The sequence below is a fragment of the Okeania sp. SIO3I5 genome (genome assembly GCF_010672085.1).
Lineage (GTDB): Bacteria > Cyanobacteriota > Cyanobacteriia > Cyanobacteriales > Microcoleaceae > Trichodesmium.
The window spans coordinates 21,328-47,721 of record NZ_JAAHHT010000049.1; the positions used below are offsets into that span (position 1 = coordinate 21,328).

General features: G+C 37.2%; 24 protein-coding genes, 1 pseudogene and 1 riboswitch. Of the genes and pseudogenes, 17 read left to right on the top strand and 8 right to left on the bottom strand.

What is annotated here, in order from left to right; all coding sequences use genetic code 11:
• Positions 1-156 precede the first annotated feature (156 nt).
• The 7 genes and pseudogenes from F6K40_RS13940 to ndhC form a co-directional block, all read right to left on the bottom strand.
• A complete protein-coding gene (locus tag F6K40_RS13940; protein WP_293136789.1) occupies positions 157-5,259 on the bottom strand; it encodes an SdrD B-like domain-containing protein in 5,103 nt (1,700 codons plus the stop codon).
• 147 nt (positions 5,260-5,406) lie between these two features.
• Positions 5,407-6,642 carry an RNA-guided endonuclease InsQ/TnpB family protein gene (locus F6K40_RS13945; RefSeq protein WP_293136791.1) on the bottom strand — a complete coding sequence of 412 codons (1,236 nt, stop codon included), beginning with the start codon at positions 6,640-6,642 and terminating at the stop codon, positions 5,407-5,409.
• A 417-nt stretch (positions 6,643-7,059) separates the two neighbouring features.
• Positions 7,060-7,476: pseudogene (locus F6K40_RS13950) on the bottom strand (zinc ribbon domain-containing protein); the annotation flags it as partial.
• 752 nt (positions 7,477-8,228) lie between these two features.
• On the bottom strand, positions 8,229-10,097 hold the full coding sequence (gene ltrA / locus F6K40_RS13955; protein WP_365671387.1) for a group II intron reverse transcriptase/maturase: 1,869 nt from the start codon (positions 10,095-10,097) through the stop codon (positions 8,229-8,231).
• A gap of 580 nt (positions 10,098-10,677) precedes the next feature.
• Positions 10,678-11,193 (bottom strand): NAD(P)H-quinone oxidoreductase subunit J, encoded by a 516-nt coding sequence (locus F6K40_RS13960; RefSeq protein WP_293136793.1) that lies wholly within the window; start codon positions 11,191-11,193, stop codon positions 10,678-10,680.
• Positions 11,186-11,908 (bottom strand): NADH dehydrogenase subunit K, encoded by a 723-nt coding sequence (locus F6K40_RS13965; RefSeq protein WP_293136795.1) that lies wholly within the window; start codon positions 11,906-11,908, stop codon positions 11,186-11,188. The genes F6K40_RS13960 and F6K40_RS13965 overlap by 8 nt, the downstream gene beginning before the upstream one ends.
• Complete coding sequence (gene ndhC, locus F6K40_RS13970) at positions 11,899-12,261, bottom strand: photosynthetic/respiratory NAD(P)H-quinone oxidoreductase subunit C (protein ID WP_293136797.1); 363 nt, start codon at positions 12,259-12,261, stop codon at positions 11,899-11,901. The genes F6K40_RS13965 and ndhC overlap by 10 nt, the downstream gene beginning before the upstream one ends.
• Before the next feature lie 1,076 nt (positions 12,262-13,337).
• On the opposite strand from ndhC, the gene F6K40_RS13975 reads away from it, so the two are divergent.
• The 14 genes from F6K40_RS13975 to F6K40_RS14040 all read left to right on the top strand — a co-directional run bounded on the left by F6K40_RS13975 (position 13,338) and on the right by F6K40_RS14040 (position 21,990).
• Entirely contained in the window at positions 13,338-13,679 is a 342-nt protein-coding gene (locus F6K40_RS13975) for a rubredoxin (RefSeq protein WP_293136799.1), read from the top strand.
• A 141-nt stretch (positions 13,680-13,820) separates the two neighbouring features.
• Complete coding sequence (locus tag F6K40_RS13980) at positions 13,821-14,834, top strand: photosynthesis system II assembly factor Ycf48 (protein WP_293136828.1); 1,014 nt, start codon at positions 13,821-13,823, stop codon at positions 14,832-14,834.
• 627 nt (positions 14,835-15,461) lie between these two features.
• Complete coding sequence (gene psbE, locus F6K40_RS13985; protein WP_293136801.1) at positions 15,462-15,710, top strand: cytochrome b559 subunit alpha; 249 nt, start codon at positions 15,462-15,464, stop codon at positions 15,708-15,710.
• A gap of 25 nt (positions 15,711-15,735) precedes the next feature.
• Positions 15,736-15,870, top strand: a complete 135-nt coding sequence (gene psbF / locus F6K40_RS13990; protein WP_293136803.1) for a cytochrome b559 subunit beta — start codon at positions 15,736-15,738, stop codon at positions 15,868-15,870.
• 19 nt (positions 15,871-15,889) lie between these two features.
• Positions 15,890-16,015: a photosystem II reaction center protein PsbL gene (gene psbL / locus F6K40_RS13995; protein ID WP_293104183.1), complete on the top strand. Its 126-nt coding sequence runs from the start codon at positions 15,890-15,892 to the stop codon at positions 16,013-16,015.
• A 152-nt stretch (positions 16,016-16,167) separates the two neighbouring features.
• On the top strand, positions 16,168-16,290 hold the full coding sequence (locus F6K40_RS14000) for a photosystem II reaction center protein J (RefSeq protein WP_375340567.1): 123 nt from the start codon (positions 16,168-16,170) through the stop codon (positions 16,288-16,290).
• A 372-nt stretch (positions 16,291-16,662) separates the two neighbouring features.
• Entirely contained in the window at positions 16,663-16,887 is a 225-nt protein-coding gene (locus F6K40_RS14005) for a hypothetical protein (RefSeq protein WP_293136804.1), read from the top strand.
• 68 nt (positions 16,888-16,955) lie between these two features.
• Positions 16,956-17,192, top strand: coding sequence for a hypothetical protein (locus tag F6K40_RS14010; RefSeq protein ID WP_293136806.1), 237 nt, complete (start codon positions 16,956-16,958; stop codon positions 17,190-17,192).
• A gap of 16 nt (positions 17,193-17,208) precedes the next feature.
• A complete protein-coding gene (locus F6K40_RS14015; RefSeq protein ID WP_293136808.1) occupies positions 17,209-17,655 on the top strand; it encodes a type II toxin-antitoxin system VapC family toxin in 447 nt (148 codons plus the stop codon).
• Positions 17,656-17,843: 188 nt separating this feature from the next.
• Complete coding sequence (locus tag F6K40_RS14020; protein WP_293136810.1) at positions 17,844-18,281, top strand: hypothetical protein; 438 nt, start codon at positions 17,844-17,846, stop codon at positions 18,279-18,281.
• A 56-nt stretch (positions 18,282-18,337) separates the two neighbouring features.
• Positions 18,338-18,556 (top strand): hypothetical protein, encoded by a 219-nt coding sequence (locus F6K40_RS14025; RefSeq protein WP_293136812.1) that lies wholly within the window; start codon positions 18,338-18,340, stop codon positions 18,554-18,556.
• Between the two features lie 141 nt (positions 18,557-18,697).
• Positions 18,698-19,561 (top strand): hypothetical protein, encoded by an 864-nt coding sequence (locus F6K40_RS14030; RefSeq protein ID WP_293136814.1) that lies wholly within the window; start codon positions 18,698-18,700, stop codon positions 19,559-19,561.
• Positions 19,562-19,671: 110 nt separating this feature from the next.
• The gene (locus F6K40_RS14035; RefSeq protein WP_293136816.1) at positions 19,672-19,926 is read left to right on the top strand and encodes a SemiSWEET family sugar transporter; all 255 of its coding nucleotides are present in this window, start codon (positions 19,672-19,674) and stop codon (positions 19,924-19,926) included.
• Positions 19,927-20,370: 444 nt separating this feature from the next.
• Positions 20,371-21,990, top strand: a complete 1,620-nt coding sequence (locus F6K40_RS14040) for a B12-binding domain-containing radical SAM protein (protein WP_293136818.1) — start codon at positions 20,371-20,373, stop codon at positions 21,988-21,990.
• A 1,323-nt stretch (positions 21,991-23,313) separates the two neighbouring features.
• Here the strand turns inward: F6K40_RS14040 and F6K40_RS14045 are convergent.
• Complete coding sequence (locus tag F6K40_RS14045) at positions 23,314-23,580, bottom strand: hypothetical protein (RefSeq protein WP_293136820.1); 267 nt, start codon at positions 23,578-23,580, stop codon at positions 23,314-23,316.
• Between the two features lie 126 nt (positions 23,581-23,706).
• Between F6K40_RS14045 and F6K40_RS14050 the strand changes: the two genes are divergently transcribed.
• From F6K40_RS14050 to F6K40_RS14060, 3 genes are all read left to right on the top strand, one after another.
• Complete coding sequence (locus tag F6K40_RS14050) at positions 23,707-24,156, top strand: SRPBCC family protein (RefSeq protein ID WP_293136822.1); 450 nt, start codon at positions 23,707-23,709, stop codon at positions 24,154-24,156.
• Between the two features lie 603 nt (positions 24,157-24,759).
• Positions 24,760-24,941: riboswitch (cyclic di-AMP (ydaO/yuaA leader) on the top strand.
• Positions 24,942-25,048: 107 nt separating this feature from the next.
• A complete protein-coding gene (locus F6K40_RS14055) occupies positions 25,049-25,408 on the top strand; it encodes a hypothetical protein (RefSeq protein ID WP_293136824.1) in 360 nt (119 codons plus the stop codon).
• A gap of 438 nt (positions 25,409-25,846) precedes the next feature.
• Positions 25,847-26,035 carry a hypothetical protein gene (locus F6K40_RS14060; protein ID WP_293136826.1) on the top strand — a complete coding sequence of 63 codons (189 nt, stop codon included), beginning with the start codon at positions 25,847-25,849 and terminating at the stop codon, positions 26,033-26,035.
• Positions 26,036-26,394: the final 359 nt, after the last annotated feature.

The following is a 26,394-nucleotide window of genomic DNA, read 5'->3' on the forward strand; positions in this document are numbered from 1 at the left end:
TAGCGCTATATTTTTTTGGAAAAGCTGAAAGCTTAAAAGAAAAGCGTAGTCAAATCTCAAATAATGATTGACTACGCTAAAGATTTAATTTTTAACTTAAACCTCAGTTTTTACCCTGAGTTCTGGTGTTACCTAAATACTAGATAAATCTAGATATTATACACGGGTACTACCAAAGTTCACATTAGGAACATTTTGACCACCAAATGTGGCAATCACAGCTGTGTCACCAGGAGCAGGAAAAGTTTGAGTAAATATTCCTGCCTGCTCTGGGTTTAGGTCTTGCCGCACTGTGTAAGCATTATCTGCTAAGTTTGAGAAACTGTAATTACCGTTGATATCACTAGCAACAAATATTTCATCAGCATCTCGAACAGAGTTGTTATTCTGATCGAAGTAAACAACTATACCACCAATACCAGGTTCACCAGCATCTAGGAAACCATTAGCATTGAGGTCTTCAAAAGTTATCCCACTAATACCACCAGTACCTGTAGGTGGTGCTATTGGTGGTACTGGTTGCGGGTTAGTGCTATTACCAAAGTTGATAAAGTTAGCATCATCTCCTGCAAACAGCGTGACAGTTGGGTCTGGAGTCGTTTGGAATAGACCAGGTGGTGGCACTTGTAGAACTGTGTAAGTACCTGGTGGCAAATCATTAAAGTCGTATACTCCCAACGAATCTGTGATTGCAGTACGTTCCTCATTATCAAGGATTAAGTTACTGTTGCGGTCAAGGAATACAGTAACACCAGGAATACCATTATCTCCTGGATCTATGAGACCATTACCATTAATATCGTTGAAAACAAGACCACCGAGATCGACAACAGGAAGCACAGCTTTTGGCAGATTTGTGGGATTGTTGGCAAAGTTAACAAAGTCAGCGTTATCCCCTGCTGCCAAGGTAACTACAACAGGAGCTGGAGTAGTAGAGTCAGTAAAACCAGGTCGTGCTTCCTGACGAACAACATAAGTTCCTGGATCTACATTAGGGATCTCATAGCGACCAAATTGGTCAGTTAAACCAAATCGTTCGCCAGCATCTCGTTCGCCGTTTTCATTAGCATCTATGTAGATGGTAGCATCAGACAATTGAAGTTCACCTGGATCTGCCACACCATTGCCATTACCGTCTACAAATGCAATACCAGAAATATTACCACGGCCAGCAGGAGGAAGTACCGGAGACTGACCAAAATCAATTACTAAATTAGAGTTCTCAAACTGGTCAACAGTAATTGTCAGATCCGTTGGGGTTGTACCAATAAAACCTTGTGAAACTGCAGTTGGATTTGTTGGATCTGTAATAACTTCTCGTGGAATTAGTCGTAATGTGTAAGTACCAGGCAACAAACCAACAATTGCATAGTCTCCGTTGGTATCTGTAAAGGTATTAGGTTCAATATCTGGGTTATCAAGAATGCCATTTTCATTCAGATCCACATAGATTTGGAAACCAGGTATACCCCTTTCTACAAATTCATCAGGGTCAAAGATACCATTACCATTAGTATCGCTAAAGTTTTGGATGCCATCACTGTTAAAGTCTTCAAAGACATTTCCAGTAATTATAGTTTGTGGTTGGTTTCCAAAGTTGTAAACAACACTGCTACCACTACCAACTGTTACCACTGCTGGTGGAGTAGTTTGAGTGAACCCTGTGCGATCGAGAATTTGTAGGAGCGGAAATGTGCCTGAGATATCAGATGTATCTAAACCAAAAGTACCACCAGGACCACTAATTTGATTCGGTTCAAAACCTTGTATTTGTCCGTCTGTGTGTACATCTAGGAAAACCTCAACACCAGGTAAACCAACTTCTCCTTGTAGTGGTTCAAATAATCCGTTACCGTTGTTGTCAGCAAATACAATACCACTAACAGTATCTCCTTCTGGAGATGTGACGTTAACACCTACATCAACATTATTAGTTAGACTTTGACCAAAGGGAAGATTAATTGGAGTTGGTGAGATATTGGGATCAGGTAGCACCTGACCTACAGTAACACTAATAGTTGGACGAGTGGCAGTTAGGAATAAGTTCTCTTGGAGAACAACGTCAACTGTGTAATTACCAGGAAGTACACCATTAAATGTATAACGACCATTAGGATCTGTGAAGGTTTCAGGTTCGTCTATATCGAGTACACCGTCGCCATCTACATCTTCGCCTTCATCTAGTACTCCGTTAACATTGAGGTCTTCACTGCTATCTAGTCGCCCATCACCATCTATATCTAAGAAAACTTGAGCAGTTGGAATACCTGCTTCTCCAGAATCTAGAACTCCACTGTTATTACTATCAGTGAAGATGAAACCACTAATAACGGTGTTCGGGTCAAAGGTACTGGTATCAGCAAAGTTATAGACGACAGTCTGACCAGGAACAACTGGAATTAGGGGAGTAGGAGTAGTGTTAACAAAACCAGGAGGTGGTGTTTCTAATACTCTGAAGTTTCCTGGTGGCAATGTAAACCGATATTCCCCGTGAGTATCTGTTCGGGTAACTGGTTCATTAGCTTCTGCGAAACCATTACCATTGAGGTCTACAAAAATTTCGACATCTATGAGTCTTGGTTCGTCAGGACCTGCTAAACCGTCAGCATTGTTGTCAGTAAATACAACTCCAGTAATTGTACCTCTGCTATCAGTATTTACTACAGAAAGTGGTGGAGGGACTGGAGTTGGTGGAGGATTTATTCCTGGTGCTGGTTGGTTACCAATATTAACGAACTCAAAATTTTCACCCCCAATTATTGTGATTATTGGATCTGGAGTGATTTGTGTGAATCCTGCTTGCTGAACTTCTTTGACTGTATAAGTCGCAGGTGGTAAACCTACAAAGCTATAGCTACCATCGGGAGCACTAATAGATGTAGGTTCATCTGAGTCTAAAACATTATTATTATTAAGGTCTAGATAGATAGTGAATCCAGGTAGACCAGGTTCATTAGGTTCGACTTGGTTGTTACCATTGATGTCACTAAATTTAATACCACTGATTGTGCCCGATCCTGTTACTTGACTAGCAGTGAGAGTCTCATCTGTTGTACCTGCATCAGTATCAGTTGTAACATCTGTTGTACCTGCATCAGTATCAGTTGTACCATCTGTTGTACCTGCATCAGTGTCAGTCGTACCATCTGTTGTGCCTGCATCGCCACCATCTGTAGCAGGATCTGTAGCTGGAGCAGGATCTGTAACTGGAGCAGGATCTGTAACTGGAGCAGGAGCAACTGGGGCAACTGGGGGAACTGGGGCGATCGCAGCATTACCCACATTCAATACAATAGGTGGATCACCTTGTAGAACGCTAATCGGTTGAACTATAGTAACTTCCTGATCTGGAGTAGTTCGAACAAAACCAGCTTGAGGTATTTCCCGCAAAAAGTAAGTTCCTACTGGAGGATTATTAAAGCTAAAGTCACCAGCAGCATTTGATATTGAAGCTGGTTCATTAGGGTCTAGTATATTGTTGCCATTCAAGTCTAAATAGAGAGTGAAGTTAGCTAAACCTGGTTCTCCTGGATCTAAGATTCCATTGGAATTAAAGTCGTTAAACTTGTTACCTATCAAGTCACCCTGAAGCAAGGGAGTAGTAGGAGCTTGACCTATATTAATAAAGTTCGCATTTTCTCCACTGGTGACAGCAATAACTGGATCTGGTGTTGTTTGAATAAAACCAGGTTGGGCTACTATTCTCACAACGTAAGTATCTGGAGGCAAGGTCTCAAAACCATATTGACCTTCATTGTCAGTAACTCTGAAAGGTTCATTTGGGTCAAAGATACCATTTTCATTCAGGTCTAGATATACAGTGGAGTTAGATAAACCTGTATCTCCTGGATCGACAGCACCATTAGAATTATTATCTAAGAAAACAACTCCTCCGATCGCATTAACTTCAGCATTACCAAAGTCAACGTTGAATAAAGTGCCCCCACTAGGTACATCAACAGTCTCAGATTGGGGGTTAGTTAAATTAAATCCTAGTTGTTGTTCTGCTTCCCGAATAGTAAGACGGGTTGCTGGCAAATTAGCTAAGAAGTAACTACCATTTTGGCTAGTGATATTAAATGGTTCTCCTGGATCTAAAATCTGATTACTATTAAGGTCTGCATAGATAGTAAAGTTTGGTATCCCTGGTTCATCAGGATCTAAGATGCCATTAGCGTTAGTGTCTAGGTATTTAACTCCGGCAACATTACCTGTACCACCAGGAGTAACTAGACCAATATCTACAGCGACGCTTGGTATTTCTTCTTCTGTTCCTGTGAAGATGATGACTGGGTTAGGAGTTGTTCTTGCTTCGTCTAAGTCACGGATGACATCAACGTTGAATAGACCAGGTGTAACCCCTATGAATGAGTAAAAACCGAATTGATCGGTTACACTGACAATCTCCCCTTCATCTAAAATTCCATTTCTATTCTGATCAAGAAATACTTCGCCACCAGGAATGACTGGTTCATTAGAATCTCGGACACCATTAATATTTAGATCTTCAAATAATACACCACTAATATCACCTGTACCTGGGCCAATTGTAGCGTTACCAAATGGAACATCTGAAGCAGTAGGTTGTTCTGCACTCAGACTCACAAATATAGGGTCTGGGATAGTTTGCTCGAAACCTGGTTGCTGGATTTCCCGAATAGTGTAAGTTGAATTTAAGGGTAAGCCAGTAAAACTAAAGCTACCATCCTGTGCACTAATTGATGTTAGTTCTCCAGGGTCTAACAGACCATTATTATTTTGGTCTAAATATATAGTAAATCCTGGTAAGCCTGGTTCTGCGGGGTCGCGAAAGCCGTTCCGGTTAAAGTCGTTGTATTTTATACCAAATATGCTTCCTAGGCCAGGACCAGGAGCAGGACCAGGAGCAGGACTAGGGCCACCTATAGTGCTACCAAAAGCTATCCTATCCTCTCTGACCGAAGTCCCACCGACTATATTAACCACAACAGGCTCTGGTGTACTTGAAACAGTACCAATTGGTGGGATCTGTCTTACGAAATATTCACCATCTAATAATCCCGAAAAGTCGTAGACACCACCTGAATTACTAATACTGGATAATTCATTTGGATCTAGAGTCCCATTGTTATTCTGATCCAAATAGACTGTAACACCAGATATTAATTGGTCTTCTGACTCAAAGAGACCATCACCATCTACATCATTAAATGTGACACCTACTATATCGCCACTGCCGCCTAATTGGCTGGCCCGTAGCGTATTATCATTATCGCTCACGTTCTAACTCCTCCACCAAAAAATCTATAGCTAATAGTGATTTGTATTTAACTAATGGCTAAAAACCACTAAATGCAAGAATACAGATATACATTATTGAATCAATATGATGCTTATCACCGCTCAACTAAACTTACTCAAACTTACTCAAAGGTCTGAAGGTATAGTCATTCGTAGTGGATCGACCACCACAGGGTTAAACGGCAAACCCTTTATTCCTTGGTCAAAGACATCAGGAATTACTTTTTTAATTATATTCAATGACCCATTTACATCGGCATTTAATAATTTATTTTCCCTGGTTTTATACAACCCTCTTGTTACTCTTTTTCCACTAAATTTCGTTTTTTTATCTCCATAACTCGGTAAATTATCCCCATCTAAACAGCTTGATTGAGATGTATAAGATTCTTCGGTAACTCTTACTTTTATTCCTCTTAATCTGGCTTTATACGTTAACATTTCTATTAACCTATAATGAGGGATGTCCACAAATTGTTGATTGTTCTTTTTCCCTAATTTTATCTCTTGTTTCCATGTCTGGTTATGTCCAATAATTAAGATTCCTATTTCATGGTTGACACACCAATCTATTACTCTTTTACTGGCTGTATGCAGATAGTTTTCTACTCGACAATTTCGTTTCTGAGTTAATTTTTTTAACCGATGAGAATTAGTTTTATTGTGGTTAGTTTTTAACTGAGATTGTAAATAAGAGCGCTGTTTATTATAAAATGTATTAATTGCTTTTAATGGTCTGCCTTTAATCAATAGAGGTGAATAACCTATTTGATTTGTAGTTACAGCTATTAAATTATTTACTCCTAAATCTACTCCTGCTATTTGTTGATTTTCTGTTGTTTCCTCCGATTTTTCATAGACTATTTCTATTATGTAACAGCTACTTTTGGGGACAATTCTGGCCTCTATTATTTCTGTCTGTGAGGTGGGAATTTTGATTTCACTCATAGACAGATGACAAATTCCTTTTTTTAAGGCTTTTTTGTAGATTGATTCATCTGGATAGGGCAGAATATTTCTGCCTTTTATCTTATGTTTATATTTGGGAATTTTTGGCTTTCCTAGAAATTTATTTGGCTGTTTTTTCCACTCTCTTAAAGCGGCAAAATAACTTTTCCAACTTTGATCTAATCTCCTAATGATTTGCTTACTTACCTTAGTAGGTAAAGCTTGATAATCGTCACTTTTAGATACCTGCTGATAAAGTTCAGTAAAATTTAATTTCTTTTGATTAGTAAAGAAATATTGACGATAATAATAGTTAGCTAAATTAAACAGATTTTTCGACAAAAAAGCCTTGTGGTCACAAGCTGACCACAAATAATGAGATTTGCTGATAACATGACGTTCAACTAGCTTCATATCTTAATTCTAGGTGATAACGACTCAATGGGGCAACAACTAAGAAAACTTATTCATTTTAGCTTGATAGCTATATTTATGAGTAACTTTGATAAACTTTAGACAAGTTTTCCCTTTCTGTATTTACCCCATAACGAGTCAAGCTAAAGCGTAGACGCTGAGGATTATATCAGGTTGACAACAATGTGACAATTATATTGGAAAATATATTGGAATAATTTACTCTTAAGGTCATAAGCAAAATTTAAGTATTAAATCTAGTAAACCAGGTCTTGATAACACATCAATTAAAAAAATCTCAAAGTCTTAAGAATCATTTTGACTTTTGAATTTTCAGTTCCACTATGGGTAACTAGCTACTAATATTAAGCAGATACATCAAGCCCGGCAATTCCTGTTAAAACTAGGAAAAGCCGTTCATAGCAGTGTGACAGCAGAACTATCAACACAGGCGGTATCTCGCAATGCTTTGAGAAAAATTCCCAAAGCGCCATTCCAATCTCTCGGCATTGAATGACCGCAATTTGGACATTTAAAATGCTTTGAGCCTCATTCGTTTTGATGAATATGACCGCCAGATCGTACAAGTTTTAGATGTATATTCTTCGGTCACATCTATTACGGTTGCGCCTCGTTTTAAAGCGTGGAACTTAAGAGTTTGTTTGAAACGTGATTTTTGCCCAATTTAGCATTTGGCGAACTGACGCATGAGTTAAGTTGGCGTTTTTTCTTTCCTGACTTGGCAACCTTATGGGATGACTCAAAAGTTAGGAGAAAAATGATAGGATACTCAGTCGTTAACCATTTTGCTACTTTTTTATGAACTTCATCTATATAAATTTATTATCCTAATAAACAAGCCGTTAATTTTATTTTGCACCCACCCAAAAGAATAGGGGGGGTACTATCTGGTGTCGGGACGTTACTTATCCCTGACAAGTTCCAATTCCAGAAAAAATTTATTCTATTTTCTTAAAATGCAGAAAATAGCTAGAATTTAACATTTTAAATCTTAAGTCAAAAGTATTTTCTGTATATAATTACCGAATAATTAATTATTAATTATTCAGGGTTATTAGCTTCCCCATTAACGAAGTTAGAACTCAGAAGTCAGAAGTCAGAAGTTAACCCACCCCTAACCATTCCCAGGAGAGGAAGTAGGGGATTTGAGAAAAGCTCCAAAAATATTTCGCCGATCAAGGGGGGGGTTTTAGACCCAATTATTTTGATAAAAGGGAAAAAAAGCGGTCGTTTTGCTACGCATAACTACGTTAAAGGCTGTCGCCGACATGAAAAACGTTTGCGGAGCATGACAAACGGAAAGTTTCCCGTAGGGTGGGATGGATGGGTTACCTAACCAGATCCAATCTCCCCTTGATAAAATAAATTTTTTCCTTGAGCGTCAATCCTCTCCCTTTTAGGGAGAGGTAATTATCCATTATCCATTAATGAATTACAACCTATGCATGATTATTTAGGTTTAAACTTTGACCTAAATTTTAATAGTTAAACTAAGCCAGTTTGTTACCAAACCGACTCGTCTTCAGAACCGGACGTGAGACTTTCACCTCATCCTGGCTCCTCTCTTAAACGTCCTTTTTCATAGGTACATCCTGTTTCAGAGTTAACATATCGTCAATCCATATATAATTTTCAGGTAAGTCCTGTGGCTTAAATTTTAGATATGCCTTTTTGTCTGATGCAGTTTTACTGTCGTGGCAATGTCGGTGCAACAGTTGTTTATTCTTAATTGTGTTGTCACCACCCTTAGACCTTGGTTTTATATGGTCAATTTCCATAAGGTCAATCGGCCTAAAAGTTAGTCCACAAAATGCGCATTTATTCTTTTGCCGTTTTAGCAGCGTCGCGACTTCTTTCCTTACGCCTGGATATTTCCCGATTTTACTACTCCAATAAGTCCAATCACCATCATAAGGGGATTTATTACCTTTCACCTTGATGTGCCTTATAATTGGTACTTCTGAGTGTAGTTTTAGTATATATTCGCCGTCGTTAAGTATCCAATTCCTGGTTCCTTTCACGTTAGGAAAATACTTTTTCTTTACCCAGGTTGCTGACTTATTTGGATGCCTCCTACTTGCCCATCGACCTAGTCTTTTCCATAAGAGGCTATCTATTTTATTGAATATCTCTTTACTGACTACGGCTGAGAAGTAATTGGCCCATCCTCTGATTATCGGATTTAATTTGGCTATTACGGCCTTGGTAGAGGCATTTTTGTGAGAATCACATATATCCGCCAATTTCCGATAGTGAGTTTTGATACTCTTGGAAGATGGTTTAATCAGCGTTTTAAATCCTTGTCTGGTTGACTTGACCTTATATTGCCTAATGTTAAATCCTAAGAAGTCAAATCCAGGTTTGTTCCCTTTATACTCCTCCAAGGTGTGAGCAATTTTGGTCTTTTCTGGCTTTAGTTCTAATCCTATCTGGTTTAACCATTCCTGTATTACGGTTTTAGCTTGTAGCACTACTTTGACGTCTTCATGTAGGACAACAAAGTCATCAGCGTAGCGTATTATGGAGAGACTTTTACACTTAACCTGCCAACTTTTTTGATTTCCATCGGCTTTTTTCATGTCAATGGTCTTGGCAAATTCCATTAGTCTCTCTTCCATACCGTGTAAGGCGATGTTTGCTAGAAGGGGACTAATTACTCCTCCCTGTGGTGTACCTTCCACAGTGTTTGAGAATTGTTTATTGTCGAGTACCCCAGATTTTAACCATTGCTTGATCAATCTTCTGTAAGGTGTTCGACCCACTTTTCCCAACAGTGCATCATGGTTAATTCGGTCAAAACATTTGGATATGTCAGCATCAAGTGCATATTTGGGTTGACGATTGATGCTGTCAAAGATTGCTTGGGTAGCATCATGTGTTGACCGTCCTGGTCTAAAGCCATAGCTATTAGGTTCAAAACGTGCTTCCCACTCTGGCTCCATACCTAGCTTCACCAGGGCTTGTAATGCACGGTCGTACATTGTGGGGATTCCAAGCGGGCGCTTTTCGTCCTTTCCTGGTTTTGGTATCCAAACTCTGCGGGTTGGGCTTGCTTTGAGGTAGGGTGAATTTAAAAGATTCACCAGGTTAAATCGCTGCATTGGATGGAGGTTTTTAATTCCATCCATCCCTGCGGTCTTTTTGCCCTGGTTATCCTGTGTCACGCGTCTAACAGCTAGCAACAAGGCGTAATAACTTTTGGTCAGAAGTCTTTGGTATTTACGCATCTTGCGGATTTCGCCACGGCTGGATGTTCTGTAAATTAATTTTTGCAACTTAAATACATATTTTTCCACCTTCTTCCAGTTGATATCTTTCCATTTGAGGTTTGGATTGATACTAACTTGATTTGGTATATCGTCTGTATCCCATGCCACGCTTAAAAAGGGTTTGGGGTTTCCCAAACGTCTTTTTAGTGTTTTAGCCTTGTTCATCGCTAATTATTACCTTACATTACGTCTAACAGTGGGTACGTCTGCTTGATAGCTTCTTACCCAATCCTACTCTCCCTAAAACCTGCAACTGTTGTGCAGATTGACCTTGAATGGCTTCCTGAGATTTCGACCTATATGCTCAGGCGTCTTAGAGAGGTTTCCTCGTTCCCTTATTCCTTTATTACGACTGATTTAGTGGGGCAAATTCTCCCGGAGGGTTCGTTATGGTTGTTGATATTACCAACGCCATAGTAATATCCAATGACCCCCTGACTTTTCGTCCTACATTCCATAGCTACCTTCGGAATGGTCAATACTAACGAGAGTTTAATTACCTTTCTCTTCGTCCACTTGTCAGCCTTTGCTTGCGGTATCGTTCCTTGGTAACTGGTACGCATCCCGCTTTTAGACCAGCTTCGGAGATTGATGTTCAGTCGCTACTCCGTGGCCTATGCTGTCAACCCAACAACAGGGCGAATGGAATTTCACCATTAAGGTTATAAGAGTTTTCCAGGCCGAAGTTATTCCCTCCATGTAGTGACCTGGAAGGCTAGGTATATCTGCCTTTTAGCAGCCTTGACTAGCCAGCGAGTCGCACGGCATCTTGTAATTCGTAGAATTCTGGGGAAATATAATCCTTACGCAACGGCCAACCTACCCAGTCTTCCGGCATCAAAATTCGTTTGAGATTAGGATGTCCTTCATAAATAATGCCGTACATATCATAAGATTCTCGCTCTTGAAAATCTGCTGACTTCCAAATCCAGTAAACGGAAGGAAGTCTAGGATCGTCTCTAGGCACAAATACCTTTAACCGTAGTTCTTCTGGTTGGTCTACATCGTCACTGACTTTGACCAAGTGATACATACTTACCAAGTCTTCCCCTGGTCCAGCATCATAAGCACATTGACATTGTAGATAGTTAAACCCGTAAGCATACACAGCTGTGGCTAAGGGGATTAAAAAATCCCTATTAACTTTGATAATTTCTACTCCCTGATGATCGGGTTCTAAGAATTCATGCTCGAAGCCATTCTCTGTGAGCCATTTTGAAACTTTTCCTGCTTCAATGATTGGAGCTTCTTCTTCAGCCACGACTTACCTCCTCTTTTTGTGCAGCTTGCAGTGCAGGTGGTACTGGCATACCTATTGCTTCTGTTAGCTCTTTTGGCGCTGTTTGACGGTCAGATGTTTGTAGGTATTGACCAGTTAGGATTGGTTCAACTACTTTCATATTGTGCTTAACGCTATAGTAGCGATGTGCTTGCTGTAGTTGACCCCGTTCTTGCAAGGATTCATTAGAAATTTTTTTCCTCAGCTTGATGACAGCATCAATAATTGCTTCTGGACGTGGTGGACAACCAGGAATGTAGACATCTACTGGAATTAATTTGTCTACCCCACGAACTGCTGTTGGTGAGTCCATGCTGAACATTCCGCCTGTAATTGTACAAGCACCCATGGCAATGACATATTTAGGTTCTGGCATTTGCTCATAAAGACGTACTAAGGTAGGAGCGTACTTCATGGTGATTGTACCAGCAGTAATTAGTAGGTCTGCTTGTCTTGGACTAGACCGTGGAACTAAACCAAAGCGGTCAAAGTCAAATCTGGAGCCGATGAGTGCTGCAAATTCAATAAAGCAACAGGCTGTACCATATAATAGGGGCCATAAACTGGAAAGTTTTGCCCAGTTGTAAAGATCGTCAATTGTAGTTAATACTACATTTTCTGAAAGTGCTTGAGTAACTTCGGGAGTTTGCTCAACAGGATTGATAATTTTTTGGTTTTGATTAGGACTTAAGACCATTCCAAAGCTCCTTTGCGCCATGCGTATACTAAAGCAATCACTAAGATTGTGATGAAAATCAGGGCTTCTATAAAGGCCAAGAGTCCCAACTGATGAAAGGCTACTGCCCAAGGATACAGAAATACTGTCTCTACATCAAAGATGACGAAGACAAGGGCAAACATATAATAACGGATATTGAATTGTATCCAAGCTCCACCAATTGGTTCTACCCCTGATTCATATGTACTTCGTCGCTCTGGACCACGAGTTTTTGGCCGCAGTAGCTTAGATGCAGTTAAGGCAAGGATTGGTACTAGGCTACTAATTATTAGAAAGCCTAGAAAATACTCGTAACCACTAAGAACAAACACGATTAACGATATTTCCTAAATAACTAAGATTCTTCTCTGTGAACATTATGAGCATAAGAGCTTTTCTAATGCCAATCTAAATATAAGTCACCAGTCAAATTTAATCTGTCAAGAGTAATATAGCAATCCTCAAATGATTAGAGAGGGAACAGGGAACAGGGAACAGGGAACAGGGAACAGGGAATAGGGGGAGAGTAATTGATAATTTCTGGATAATAATTGATTTTATTTTTGATTTTTGGAGAAGTCTATTGGTGAAAAAAAACTTTAGGGGTTTGGTCTCGAAATCCGACAGTCAGTCATGGGAGATGGATAGTGGAATTTCTCTTTTATTGCGTATGGAGCAATAGTCGATACATTTTCTGAAGCACCCGGCTATGGGAGATGGATGGTGAAATTTCTCTTTTATTGCGTATGGAGCAATAGTCGATACATTTTCTGAAGCACCCGGCTATGGGAGATGGATGGTGAAATTTCTCTTTTATTGCGTATGGAGCAATAGTCGATACATTTTCTGAAGCACCCGGCTATGGGAGATGGATGGTGAAATTTCTCTTTTATTGCGTATGGAGCAATAGTCGATACATTTTCTGAAGCACCCAGCTATGGGAGATGGGTGGTGAAATTTCTCTTTTATTGCGTATGGAGCAATAGTCGATACATTTTCTGAAGCACCCGGCTATGGGAGATGGGTGGTGAAATTTCTCTTTTATTGCGTATGGAGCAATAGTCGATACATTTTCTTAAGCACCCGGCTATGGGAGATGGATGATGGAATTTCTCCTTTATTGCGTATGGAGCAATAGTCAATACATTTTCTGAAGCACCCGGCTATGGGAGATGGATGATGGAATTTCTCCTTTATTGCGTATGGAGCAATAGTCGATACATTTTCTTAAGCACCCGGCTATGGGAGATGGATGATGGAATTTCTCCTTTATTGCGTCAAGAGCCAGAGTAAATTCTAAATTCTAAATTCTAAATTCTAAATTCTGATTACACCAATTCTGATTACACCAATTCTGTAATAATAGTTAAAGATATTCTCATAATCGCTGATTCAATCTCTTAGAACTATGAGCGAGGAAACCACTGAGGTAAATACACAGGAACTGGATCGTTATGAATGCCGAGCTTGTGGCTACATATATGAACCTAAGAAGGGAAGCTCTAGTAGCAAAGTTCCTCCAGGAACGGCCTTTGCCGATTTGCCGATCCGTTGGCGCTGCCCCGTTTGTGGAGCGTCTACAACCCAATTTGTGAATGTTGGACCGACTGAAGGACCTTCGGGATTTAAGGAAAACCTTGGTTATGGTTTTGGTGTCAATAATCTTACTCCAAGCCAGAAAAATATCCTGATTTTTGGTGGATTAGCTCTTGGATTTCTATTTTTCCTGAGCTTGTATGGTTTACAATAAGATGGCCATAAGGATAATTAATAATTAATAATTAATTATTAATAATTAATTATTAATCCCCAGAGGTTTTTACCAATGGATAATTGATAATTAGACAATTAGACAAAGTTTTCATTATCCATTAAAGAATAATTAAATGTGATGCACTCAATAGTAAAATTCTGGAAAAAATTTTTCATAATACTGGCAGTAGTTATAGTTTGTAGCGGTTGCAAAAATGCTTTTTTACCACCAATTAGTTACAATCCCTGGGAAGTAATTCAACTGCCCACTGAGGCTACATTGTTTGATATTGGATTTACCGATAATCTTGACCATGGTTGGATTGTGGGTGCTGATGCGACTCTCCTGGAAACTAATGATGGTGGTGAAACTTGGCAACCTAAAACTATCGATCTGGAAGAAAAAGCTCGCTTGACATCAGTAAGCTTTAATGGTAAAGAAGGATGGATCGTGGGACAGCCGTCTGTACTTTTACATACTGATGATGGAGGAGAGTCTTGGAGTCGTATTGCTCTAAGTTCTAAACTGCCTGGCGCTCCTAATACAATTACTGCCTTGGGGCTAAATTCTGCGGAAATGACTACTGATGTGGGAGCTATCTATCGAACTGAAGATGGAGGCCAAAATTGGCACGCTCAAGTAGAGGATGCTGTGGGAGTAGTGAGAAATATTTCTCGTTCCTCTGATGGTAAGTATATTGCTGTTTCAGCAAAGGGGAATTTTTATTCTACTTGGGAACCGGGGCAGCAATCTTGGGTTCCTCATAACCGTCAAAACTCCCGCCGTTTGGAAAATATGGGTTTTAGTGATGATGGTCGTTTATGGCTATTAGCGCGAGGTGGTCAACTGCGGTTTAGCGATGCGGAAAACCCTGAAGAGTGGGGAGAGGCTATTAATCCTGAGTATGCTACAAGTTGGGGTCTTTTGGATTTGGCTTATAGAACTCCTGATGAAATTTGGGTTTCTGGGGGTAGTGGTAATTTGCTTCGCAGTACCGATGGTGGTCAGACTTGGGAAAAAGACCGTGAGGTAGAGAATGTTCCAGAAAATTTCTACAATATTCTATTTTTGAATTCAGAAACAGGTTTTATTCTGGGTCAAAGAGGAACTATGCTCAAATATAATAGTTCGCTGGGTTCAGAGGAGGCTTAGAAATATAGGGGGAGTGGGGGAGTGTTTACAAGGGTATGTTTTTTAGAATTATGCCATTGGGTGTGGGAGGGGTGGGGAGTCTGGGGAGTCTGGGGAGTCTGGGGAGAAATTTAGATCCATTTATTGTATAAAAAGGCATAGTATTTTGTGGATTTTATACTGAATAAAGGTGATGACTCGCCTCTTTGTTAAAAACATACCTTTGTCAGGTGGGGAAGTGGGGAAGTATTTTTCAACCTTTTTCTCGTATTGCCTAATTCCCATGGAGGACTCCTGACTCAAAAATTTAATCGCGGGCAAAGATGCTAAATAGCTTCTATTATTTATCCCACTCTAACAATAGAGAAATATCATTTTTGATAATTAAATTGGGTACTATTACTCAGATGGTAAAATTTGATTTCTCTATATTTATTAATGTGGTAAAAATTAGAGTGGATGTGTTAAGATTGATCCCGTCTGATTTAAGAGATAAAATGGCAAATGTAAAGAAGGCAAAATAGTCTATCTTTACTCTTAACAAAGGCAAAAAACTCATACCATTAATAACTATGGGATGAGCTAATTTAGAAAATTTTTAAGACTGTCTGAAATGATGGTTTAAGATTATTTGGAGGATAAAATAAGATGGCTGGTGGCAACACAGGTGAACGCCCATTTGGAGATATTATTACCAGCGTTCGTTATTGGGTGATTCATAGTATTACTATTCCTGCTCTATTTGTTGCAGGTTGGTTATTTGTGAGTACCGGATTAGCTTATGATGTTTTCGGTACACCTAGACCTAATGAGTATTACACTGAACAAAGACAAGAATTACCAATTTTGTCAGACCGTTTTGAAGCTAAACAACAAATTGATGAGTTTATCAAATAAATAAAAATTTAGGAGATTTAAAATAATGACTAGCCAAAATCCAAATCAACCGGTTAGCTATCCAATTTTTACAGTTAGATGGTTAGCTGTTCACACTCTTGGTGTACCTACAGTTTTCTTTTTGGGCGCGATCGCCGCTATGCAGTTTATTCAAAGATAAAAAATAGGAGCATAAGATAATGCCTTTAGATCGTAGTTCTAATCCTAATAAGCAACCAGTAGAATTAAATCGTACTTCTCTCTATCTTGGTTTGTTGTTAGTGTTTGTTCTTGGTATTCTTTTTTCTAGTTATTTCTTTAACTAATTTGGGAAACGGAATCAAGTAATTTCTGCCTATGCAAGTCATCCTATTTGGGTAGTTTATAGGTAGTAGAATTAACTAAAAAGTTAACAAGTAGATTGTTTACAAATTTCTTTGAAATAGTAGTTAGTTTTGAAATAATGAGGTGAAGTATTATGATGTCTGAACCAGGAAGAATTCCTTTATGGTTGGTTGCTGTTGTAGCAGGAACTGGTGTACTTGTAGTTGTCGGTCTTTTCTTTTATGGTTCCTATGTTGGTGTAGGTTCTTCTTTATAAGAAAGGCTTTAGTTTTGAGTTAGTTAATACTCAGATTTTAAAAAAAAATCTCACTCTTTTTTGGGGTGGGATTATTTTTTTGTTTATAAAGGAGTAGGGATTAGGGTTCTTATACCAATTTGAAAAAAGAATCTTACAAATAACGAAAGCGATTTGCTGACGCAACGCTTACAGCAGTTTTCATTTCAGTAAACCACAGTAGGGACGTTCCATGGAACGTCCCTACGGAGTTTTGGTTCTGATGATGTGGTTCATCAATCTGAAAAGCGCTATAATTTTTCAGGCATCTGCAGAAATTAAATAACAAAAACAGAGGAAGCAATTGAGTTATCATTGTGAAAATAACAAGTAACTTTTTTGGAGATTAAACTAATGAGTCCTTTATTAACAAAAATATTACAGGAAATTGAACAGCTTACTATAGAAGAGAAGTTTCAAATCATTACCTATACTATAGAACAATTGAAGGGTCAGACAATTACTCCAAAAACCTCTAAATATAGTTTGTGCGATTTACGAGGAATATTGCCTAATCTGTTGGAGGGAAAAGATGCTCAAGAATGGGTTAGGGAATTACGTCAAGAATGGCAACAATGAGAACAATAAATTGTTTAAATTATATGAAAATTGAGACAATTTTAGAATAGCTAAAAAGGAGGTACATTATGTCTCAAGAATTATTAAATGAGTTAATGAGTAAATCAGAAGAGTTAAATGTTGAAGAAAAACTTCAATTAATGGGTTATTTATCAAGTTGTCTTAAAAGAGATGATAATTCAATCCCTAAACCTCGGCGTAAATGGCGTGAGATTCAAGGAAAAGCGACTTATCCTTTAGTGGGGGAAGATGCTCAAGAATGGGTTTCTCGAACTCGTCAAGAAGCGACAGAAAACCGCGAATAAATTATCCGTAATAATTATGAAAGTTAATAATGCTATTCAAGGGGTAAGGCGACTATTTTTAGATACTGCGCCTATTATTTACTATGTAGAAAATCACCCGAATTATTATGGACTAACTCAAGTTATTTTTGATGGAATAGATGAGGGTTTACTTTTGGGAGTTACTTCTCCAATCAGTTTGTCTGAGTGTTTAGTATATCCTTACAAGTTAGGGTTAATAGCACTTGTTCAGGATTTTATTGATTTAATTGTTGATGGAGACAATATTAATTTTATTATCATTGATGAGGATATCGGAAAATTAGCAGCACAAATGAGAGCTAGGTATAATTTATCGTTACCTGATGCTTTACAAATTGCAACAGCAATTCAGTCTAATTGTGATGCTTTTTTAACTAATGATTTACAGTTAAAACGAGTCAATGAGTTATCTATTTTAGTAATCAATGAATTAACATTATGATTCTATTTACTACCAATTTTTCAGCAGAATTCACAAAGGAATTAAGCAATTTGAAGCTTATCATGTTGCTTGTGCAGAAATAAAACAAACTGATTATTTTCTTACCTGCGATAAAAGATTGATTAGTCGTTGTCAAAACCTTTCTTTAAAAATTCTCAATCCTGTTAATTTTATTTTAGAGGTATGTGATGAAAACCAACTTAAACCATAAGGATAAAATTATCCAAGAAGCGTTATTAATTCTTTTTAATCAATTAGAACCTGCTAATTTTTTAGATATTGTTACTACTTTAAATTTAGGAAGTAAAGGAGATCATGTAAAACTTAAAGAGCAATTATTTAAAAATGAAACTATTGATAGCATTTATGAAGAGGCTATGAAAGAACGAGAAAATAAAGATATACAGGAACAAACTCAAACAACTTTCCCAAATGATGAAGAGTTAATCGAGAAAGCTTTATTTATTTTACAAAAAGAATTAGCTCCTAGTGATCTTTTGCGCTTTGTAGCAACTTTTAATCTAGGAAAAGGTGATTATTTAGCTTTTAAAGATCGACTACAAGAAAACGAAACTTTAGAAGGTTTATGTCAAAAAATAGATAAATATGAAAATAAGCGAAATTAATGTCGGGGGGAGATAAGAGTTAAGGAAACAGAGACAATGATTTAGGAGGTAGCTTAATGATCAATGATAATCCTTTTTTATTTTCAAAGAATGAAACTATTTTTGATTTTCTTAGCCATAGGAAAAAAGAGCTAGAAAATGAATTAATGGAACTTGATGGCAAGCGTTTATTAAATAAAAGTCTTGAGGATTGGTGTAATTATTTTGAAAGTAAATATAAATCTGATATTTGTAAAATACTACAAGAGAATATTTACATTAGTGAGCCTGAATAAGTCACTTTAACAAAATATGATTTTGGAAGAAATACATCAGTAAAAGGTACTAAAATTACTTACTATGTTCCCTTTCAAGGAGACTCAGATTTTTTATTTTATCAACCTTCTACTTATATTATCCCACGTCCTCGTGGTAGAGTGAAAGGAAACAAAATAGTAATAAGTTATGAAATACATGATTCTAATGAAAAATCTGCTGTAAAACTAGAATTTGAGAGATTTTTAAGTCAGATTAATAGTTATTTAGAGCAAATGTCAAAAGATTTAGCTTCTTTTGAAACATCAATCAAAGAAAAAGTAATATCTATATTAGAAAGTCGCCGTAAAAAATTGTTAAATGACCAAAAACTTGTTGAGTCTTTAGGCTATCCTGTGAGGCATAACCCTGATGTTTCTAAAACTTATTCTGTGCCTCTTGTTAAAAGAAAAACTAAAGTTTACCCTCCCTTACCAAATAAAGAAACCTTTGAATCAGAGCCATCTTTAGACATAAAAGATTACGAGAATATTCTTTCTATAATTTCTAATATGGGATTGGCAATGGAAACAAGTCCTAAGACTTTCAAAAATATGAAGGAAGAAGATATTAGACACCTGTTTTTAGTTCAACTGAATGGTCAATATAAATATAAAGGAAAAGCATCTGGTGAAACATTCAATAACAAAGGGAAAACAGATATTTTAATCAGAGAAAATGGTCAAAATATTTTTATTGCTGAATGTAAATTTTGGCGTGGAGAAAAGGAGTTTAAAGATGCTATAAATCAATTTTTGGGTTACGTTTCATGCCGAGACACCAAAACAGCTATCTTAATATTCAATAAAAATAAAGGGTTTACTTCTGTTGTTAAAAAGATTAAGGAAATTACAAAGCATCATCCGAACTATGTAAAAGATTTACATTATGACAATGAAACAGGTTGTCGCTTTATTTTTCATCACCAAGATGATGATGATAGTAAACTAATTTTAACAATCTTAGCTTTTAACATACCTCAGTAAATATAGTTAAATACTGGTTAATAACTCATGGCTATTAACAAAGTTTTAACTTAGGAGGCTAGCTGATAGCTGACGGCTGAATGCTTAGATCACAATTATTGGTATTTATTATGAACTTCGTGACAATTTTAGGACTAATAGCAGGCATTTTCACAACTATTTCATTTTTACCTCAAGTTATCAAAACTTGGCGTACTCGTTCCACAAAAGATATCTCTTTGGAAATGTTTGCTATTTTTTGCTTTGGCATATTGCTGTGGATAATTTATGGCATGATTATTAACAACTTACCGATAATTTTTACGAATGTTGCTACCTTGAGTTTAGCCTTACCAATTTTATTGTTTAAAATTAAATATAAATAGGTAATAATTAATAATTAATAATTAATAATTAATTATTAACTAGACAGTACAAAGTTCTGGAAGTAACTATTACTAGCTAAGGCTTTCAGCGCTCACTCGGTTAGAAACTCTCGACTCAGAGCTGTAGGTGCTGTAAGTCTTTACCAGTAATACTTTCACTCAGATCAGTAAATCGTTTTTTATAAGAACAGGACTTACGCAAAGGCACTACATATAGGGTATTGGTGCCTTACGGTGGCGCTAACACACCCTACCCATAGCGTTCATGCGTAAGTCCTTAAGAACTTTGTACTCTCCAGTAATTAATAATTGATAATTGATAATTAATAATTGATAACTACAGGACTTACGCGGGGGAAATCCAGAAACCCGGTTTCTCGTAGAAACCGGGTTTCTTTGCGTACTGATAACTGATAACTTTTTAAAGCTGATAACTGTTTAAGAATGTCTAATAATCTATTTAATACTGAAAATTTACTCTTTACTCCAGCTATCCCTGAATCTAATGCTATTCCAATTATTTTTGCTTTTCCCAATGAATATACTGTGGGAATAACGAGTCTTGGTTATCAGATTGTTTGGGCAACTTTAGCTATGCGTTCCGATCTACAAGTTAGTCGCTTATTTACTGATATTAATGAACCTCTCCCACAACAACCAGAATTATTCGGTTTTTCTCTTTCTTGGGAACTTGATTATGTCAATATTTTCAATATTCTGGAGTCTCTGGAAATTCCGATTAGAGCTAAAAATCGTTTGGCAAAAAGTTATCCGATAATATTTGGTGGCGGACCTGTTTTAACTGCTAATCCAGAACCTTTTGCTGATTTTTTTGATGTAATTTTATTGGGGGATGGGGAAAATTTATTGGGAGATTTTATTGACGCTTATAAAGAAATTCGGCGAGCTGAAAAACCAGAACAATTAAAACATTTATCTCAAGTACCTGGGGTTTATATTCCTAGTCTTTATGAAGTAACTTATCAAAGTAGGGATGGTGCGATTAAATCTATTGAACCTATAGATAAAGATGTTCCTCCTGTTGTGCAAAAACAAACTTATCGAGGTAATACTTTATCTGCTTCTACTGTTGTTACTGAAAAGGCAGCTTGGGAAAATATTTTTATGGTAGAAGTCGTCAGAAGTTGCCCCGAAATGTGTCGTTTTTGTTTGGCAAGTTATCTGACTTTACCCTTTAGAAGTGCTAATTTAGAAAAGTCTCTGATTCCGGCAATAGAAAGAGGATTAACTGTCACAAAACGTTTGGGTTTATTGGGTGCTTCGGTAACTCAACATCCCGAATTTGAAAGTTTATTAGATTATTTATCCCAGTCAAAATATGATGATATTCGGTTGAGTATTGCATCGGTTAGAACAAATACAGTCACAGAAAAGCTGGCAAAAATTTTAGCGAACCGAGATACAAAATCAATTACAATTGCTGTAGAAAGTGGGAGCGATCGCCTGCGCAGAATTATCAATAAAAAGTTAGAAAATGAGGAAATTATTCAAGCTGCTATTAATGCTAAAGCTGGTGGTTTGAAAGGTATTAAGTTTTATGGAATGGTAGGTTTACCGGGAGAAGAGGAAGAAGATTTAGATGCGACTGTGGAGATGATGTTGACTTTGAAAAAAGCTGTTCCTGGGTTGAGGTTAAGTTTAGGTTGCAGCACTTTTGTGCCGAAATCTCATACTCCTTTTCAATGGTTTGGCGTAAATGCTCAGTCAGAAAAACGGCTGAAATTTTTGGAGAAAAAATTACGCTCAAAGGGAATAGATTTTCGCCCAGAAAGTTATAAATGGTCGGTAATTCAAGGGTTAATTTCTAGAGGGGATCGAAGGGTATCTCATTTATTAGAATTGGTGAGAAATTATGGAGATTCTTTAGGTAGTTATAAGAGAGCTTTTAAGGAGTTGCGTGGAAAGTTGCCAGAGTTAGATTTTTATGTTTTTAATGATTGGGAATTAGAACAAGTTTTGCCTTGGAATCATATTCAAGGTCCTCTACCTGTAGCAACTTTGAAAAAGCATTTAGCTGAGGCGAAGGAAGAAGGAAGAAGTTAAGAAGGAAGAAGGAAGAAGGAAGAAGAAGGAAGGAAACTTTATTGTTGTAATTGATCAATTTTTATCTGCTTTTTCTGAGATTGATGTGAGATTTATCTATTGTTCAATAGTAACAGCAGTTTTCCCTAGGCAACTTCATCCTTCTGTTTCCCGATTATTGATGTGAGATTTATCTATTGTTCAATAGTAATACCATTTTCAAAAAATATTGTTACAGTCAAACAGGTATAAAATTATTGAGTGATCATCTAATAGCAGTAGCGATCGCTAAACGAACTATGTAAATCCTTGTTCTCATTTCATTTAACTACTTTTTTTAGTTAATACCTTTAGACATATTTCACTGTAACAGTATTTTTTGAAATTGGTATAACAGCAGTTTTCCCAGGCAACTTCATCCTTCTGTTTCCCGATTATTGATGTGAGATTTATCTATTGTTCAATAGTAATAGCAGTTTCCCCAGGCAACTTCATCCTTCTGTTTCCCGATTATTGATGTGAAATTTATCTATTGTTCAATAGTAACAGCAGTTTCCCCAGGCAACTTCATCCTTCTGTTTCCCGATTATTGATGTGAGATTTATCTATTGTTCAATAGTAATAGCAGTTTCCCCAGGCAACTTCATCCTTCTGTTTCCCGATTATTGATGTGAGATTTATCTATTGTTCAATAGTAATAGCAGTTTCCCCAGGCAACTTCATCCTTCTGTTTCCCGATTATTGATGTACTAAAACATACCCTAAGACTGAAAAGCCAGAGAAATCTTAATACTAGGGGCTTGTTTTGTTGGTTATTTTGGTGATCGCTTTAGAGACAATTCTTATTTTACCGAAATAATTAATAATTAAACAATTAAATAATTAGATAATTCAGGTTTAAAGCCTCCCCTTTCAAGGGAAAAAAAATAAATCTTTTCCTTTTAATCAATCCTCTCCCTTTTAGGGAGAGGTAATTATCCATTATCCATTATCCATTAATGAACATTCCCACACTTCCTTGGAGCACCACCTATATTTCTATTTCTTACTTTTGACTTTTAACTTTTTAATTCCTTCTATTTCTAGTTGATTCGCTCTGTTTTTAATTGATTCATTGACATACTCCCGACGTTGCCCTTACGGGACTCATAGAGATTCTTCAGTCTGGGAAACCCTGACCGCTGCGCATGACAGAGGTGATGTCCTCCCCCTGTTTTGACTTTTACAATAACAAAATGCTCTTAGCTTGTGTCTTGGGCATATAAACGTTTAGCTTATGAAGGGATCCGAATCCTGGCCCTGGCTTTCATCCCGACGCTCCCCCTCCCCCCTATGCACGGGGGGTTAGGGGGGATGGAGAGCGCGGGACTTCCCGCCAGGAAAGTTAAAATTGGATTGTTTAAGATACTCATTAACTGCATTTCGCTTTCCTAGTGTAGGATGCTTTTGGTTTTCATATTCTAGGACAAATGAATTAACTGATTGGATTTTTTTCATTTCAATTAGATTTAAAATACTAATTGTAGCTTGCATTTCTAAAAAAATGTTTACCTGATTTTTATCGTCATAAAGGCGATTATAAATACTGGTATCTAAATAAACCCTAATCACATTATGCTACCTCTTTAATCATTTTCTCTACTTTTATAAAGTAAGAAGACGATATAATAATCTAGGTTCTATCATATCAAAAGCATAAATAATCATAAATTTTGCTCTTAAGGAAACGGTTTAAATATGTTGCATTTTCACTATTCAACTTTAATCAATGCTCCACTTGAGGTGGTTTGGAAATTCCACGAACGTTCCGATATTCTCCAAATACTTACCCCACCTTGGCAACCAGTCCAAATTATGCGTCGTCAAGGTGGACTGGAAATAGGGGCAAGATCAGAATTTATCATTTGGCTAGGTCCAATTCCTGTGAAGTGGGTGGCCGTACATACAGAGTATAAACAATATAGTCTGTTTACTGACGAACAGAAAGAAGGCCCAATGGCAAGCTGGACTCATCGTCATCAGTTTAGCCTGGAAGATGGTCAGACTAGGTTAACCGATGCGATCGCATTTTCTTTGCCTGGGGGATGGTTAACAGAATCTTTTTTAGGTTGGTGGGTAGACTCTCGACTGAAGGATATGTTTAGGTACAGACATGATGTAACAAAACGGGAATGTGAAAAAAGTTAGGTGGTTTTGTATATGTAGTGATAAAATTAGAGTGAAGCGATATAGCTACCGCTAGGCTCTGCCTTTTCCTAGGTCATGCTCCGCAAACATGTCGTGCAGCGAAACGCTTCATTATTATCAATTATATCATGTCCGGATAATTAGTGATCAAAAAACTTTCTCTTCATTTATAGCTTAAAATTCCCTCCTCATTACTCATTACTCATTACTCATTACTCCTCCATTTTTATTTATAACTATTCAACCGGACATGATATTACTCCTTCCCAGTTAAGTGTTTTCTCTTGATCTGGAGATGTCTAATAGAAAGAGTGATTTAAAGCGTAAAGATTCAGTGGGAAATTGTACGGAAAATTAATAGACTAAATAGTAGTAGTATAGATATAGGGCATTTTTCTGGAGCAATAGTATAATAGTGGCCATTACTCTTAGGAGATTCTCAAATTCTCAAACTTAGTCATGGGAATAATTTAACTTTGGTTAAAAAACTTCTTGACATACTCTCAAATTCCTAACTCAAAATTTTGATCGAATCCTGGAAAATTTTTCTAAAAAAAATGTTGACAAAGTTGCGATCGAGAAGTTAAGATTATATTAAAAGCAAAAGACAGTCAGCCTAATCTGGCAAGAAAAGCACAGCAAGAGTGCTGCTGGAGCGGAGGAACCAAAAATAAGGGGCTTATCTCTGAATAGAAATCTTTAAGGTTGAAAAATAAAGATGTAGAGAAGGGCATCTCTCAGCCCTAGCCCGTCAGCTAACTTCGTAGGCATTGAGAGGAGAATGAAGAGTCAACTTTCTATAACAATTAGACAGATTGTCGATTCAGAATCCTTGGTAGGTATAGGTCTGATTTGTTGCGCCCGATAAACTTGACTCTGACGATCTAGAAAAATGGTAGAAAAACTGAATAATTCCCTTTTTGCGACGCTTGCCGTAGTTATTACAATACCTCAACAAGCTATATGGAAGCGCATCAGTCGCTTCGTCATGCCTGACTTAATTTTATTGCCGGCATTAGGATTTTTTTGGACGCTCATATTGTTGTCTATGGTTAATACCTTTTTTACAACATTAATGCCTAGTCCTTGTTTACCAACAGTCATCAACACAGCTATAAGTGTTTCTAAGGCTTCCAGAGGATACTTAGGAGTAGCGCAAGCTCTCTGGAGTTCTGATGAAAGTCACTATATAAGTAGTTTGTCTGTTCCTGAAGTTGTTCTTTCCCGAGAACAAACCTATGCATCCGTCTAACTGATGTTTACTATCTCAATATTTAATAAGTGATACCTTGTTAGATTATATCATCACAAGGTAGCACTTATTATTGAAAGATTGCCAGAAGACTGAAGTTAAGTTCTCCTGAAAGCAAGTGTAGGGGGTAGTTCTGCTGAAGTATAGAATCCGGGTAATTAGTTATCGTATTACTGAGGAGTAATGAGTAATGAGTAATGAGTAATGAGTAAGAAGTAAGAAGTAAGAAGTAAGAAGTAAGAAGTAAGAAGTAAGAAGTAAGAAGTAAGAAGTAAGAAGTAAGAAGGTAGGGACGTTGCATAACAAAAATGCGAAGGTCTGTACGGAGTAAGAAAGGAAATGAAAAGGCATAAAATTTTAAATTCGTGCTTCTAGCTTAACATATTTTTTTAGTTGAGGATTTTTCAATGCGATTACTGTATAACCGGATTTTATATAATGGTATATGGTATACAGGAACAAGGAATGCCTGGCACGGGAGCATTTTGCTCCCACTGTTCTCGTAACAAAAATAATGACAATGCACCAGCACCGTGTAGGGATGGAGCTTTTCAAACTGGAGAAGTAATTCATCTGTGTAAAACCTGGAGAAGTATCTACCCTAGGTTGAAGGTTTTGCCTTTGTAGTGGTTTTCACAAAGATAGACTACAAAACTTTTCCTCAGCATAAGTGCCTTCTATTCTGCCTTTAAGCCAAAATCTCTGTATTGTATGTTAATGAAAACCGCTATCAAACTTCTGACTTCTGACTTCTGATATAAAATCCGGTTATACAGTAATCGCAAAATTACTTCCTCAACTAAAATATGTTAAGCATGAATACGAATTTAAAAATTTATGCACTTTCATTTCCTTTCTTATATAGAATCCGGTTATATAGTATATGTTCATTATTAAATCGGACAATCGGACCATCTCCCCCAACAATACACTCTTGTATTCAACTGGATTTGATATTACTCCTTACTCCTTACTCCTTACTCCTT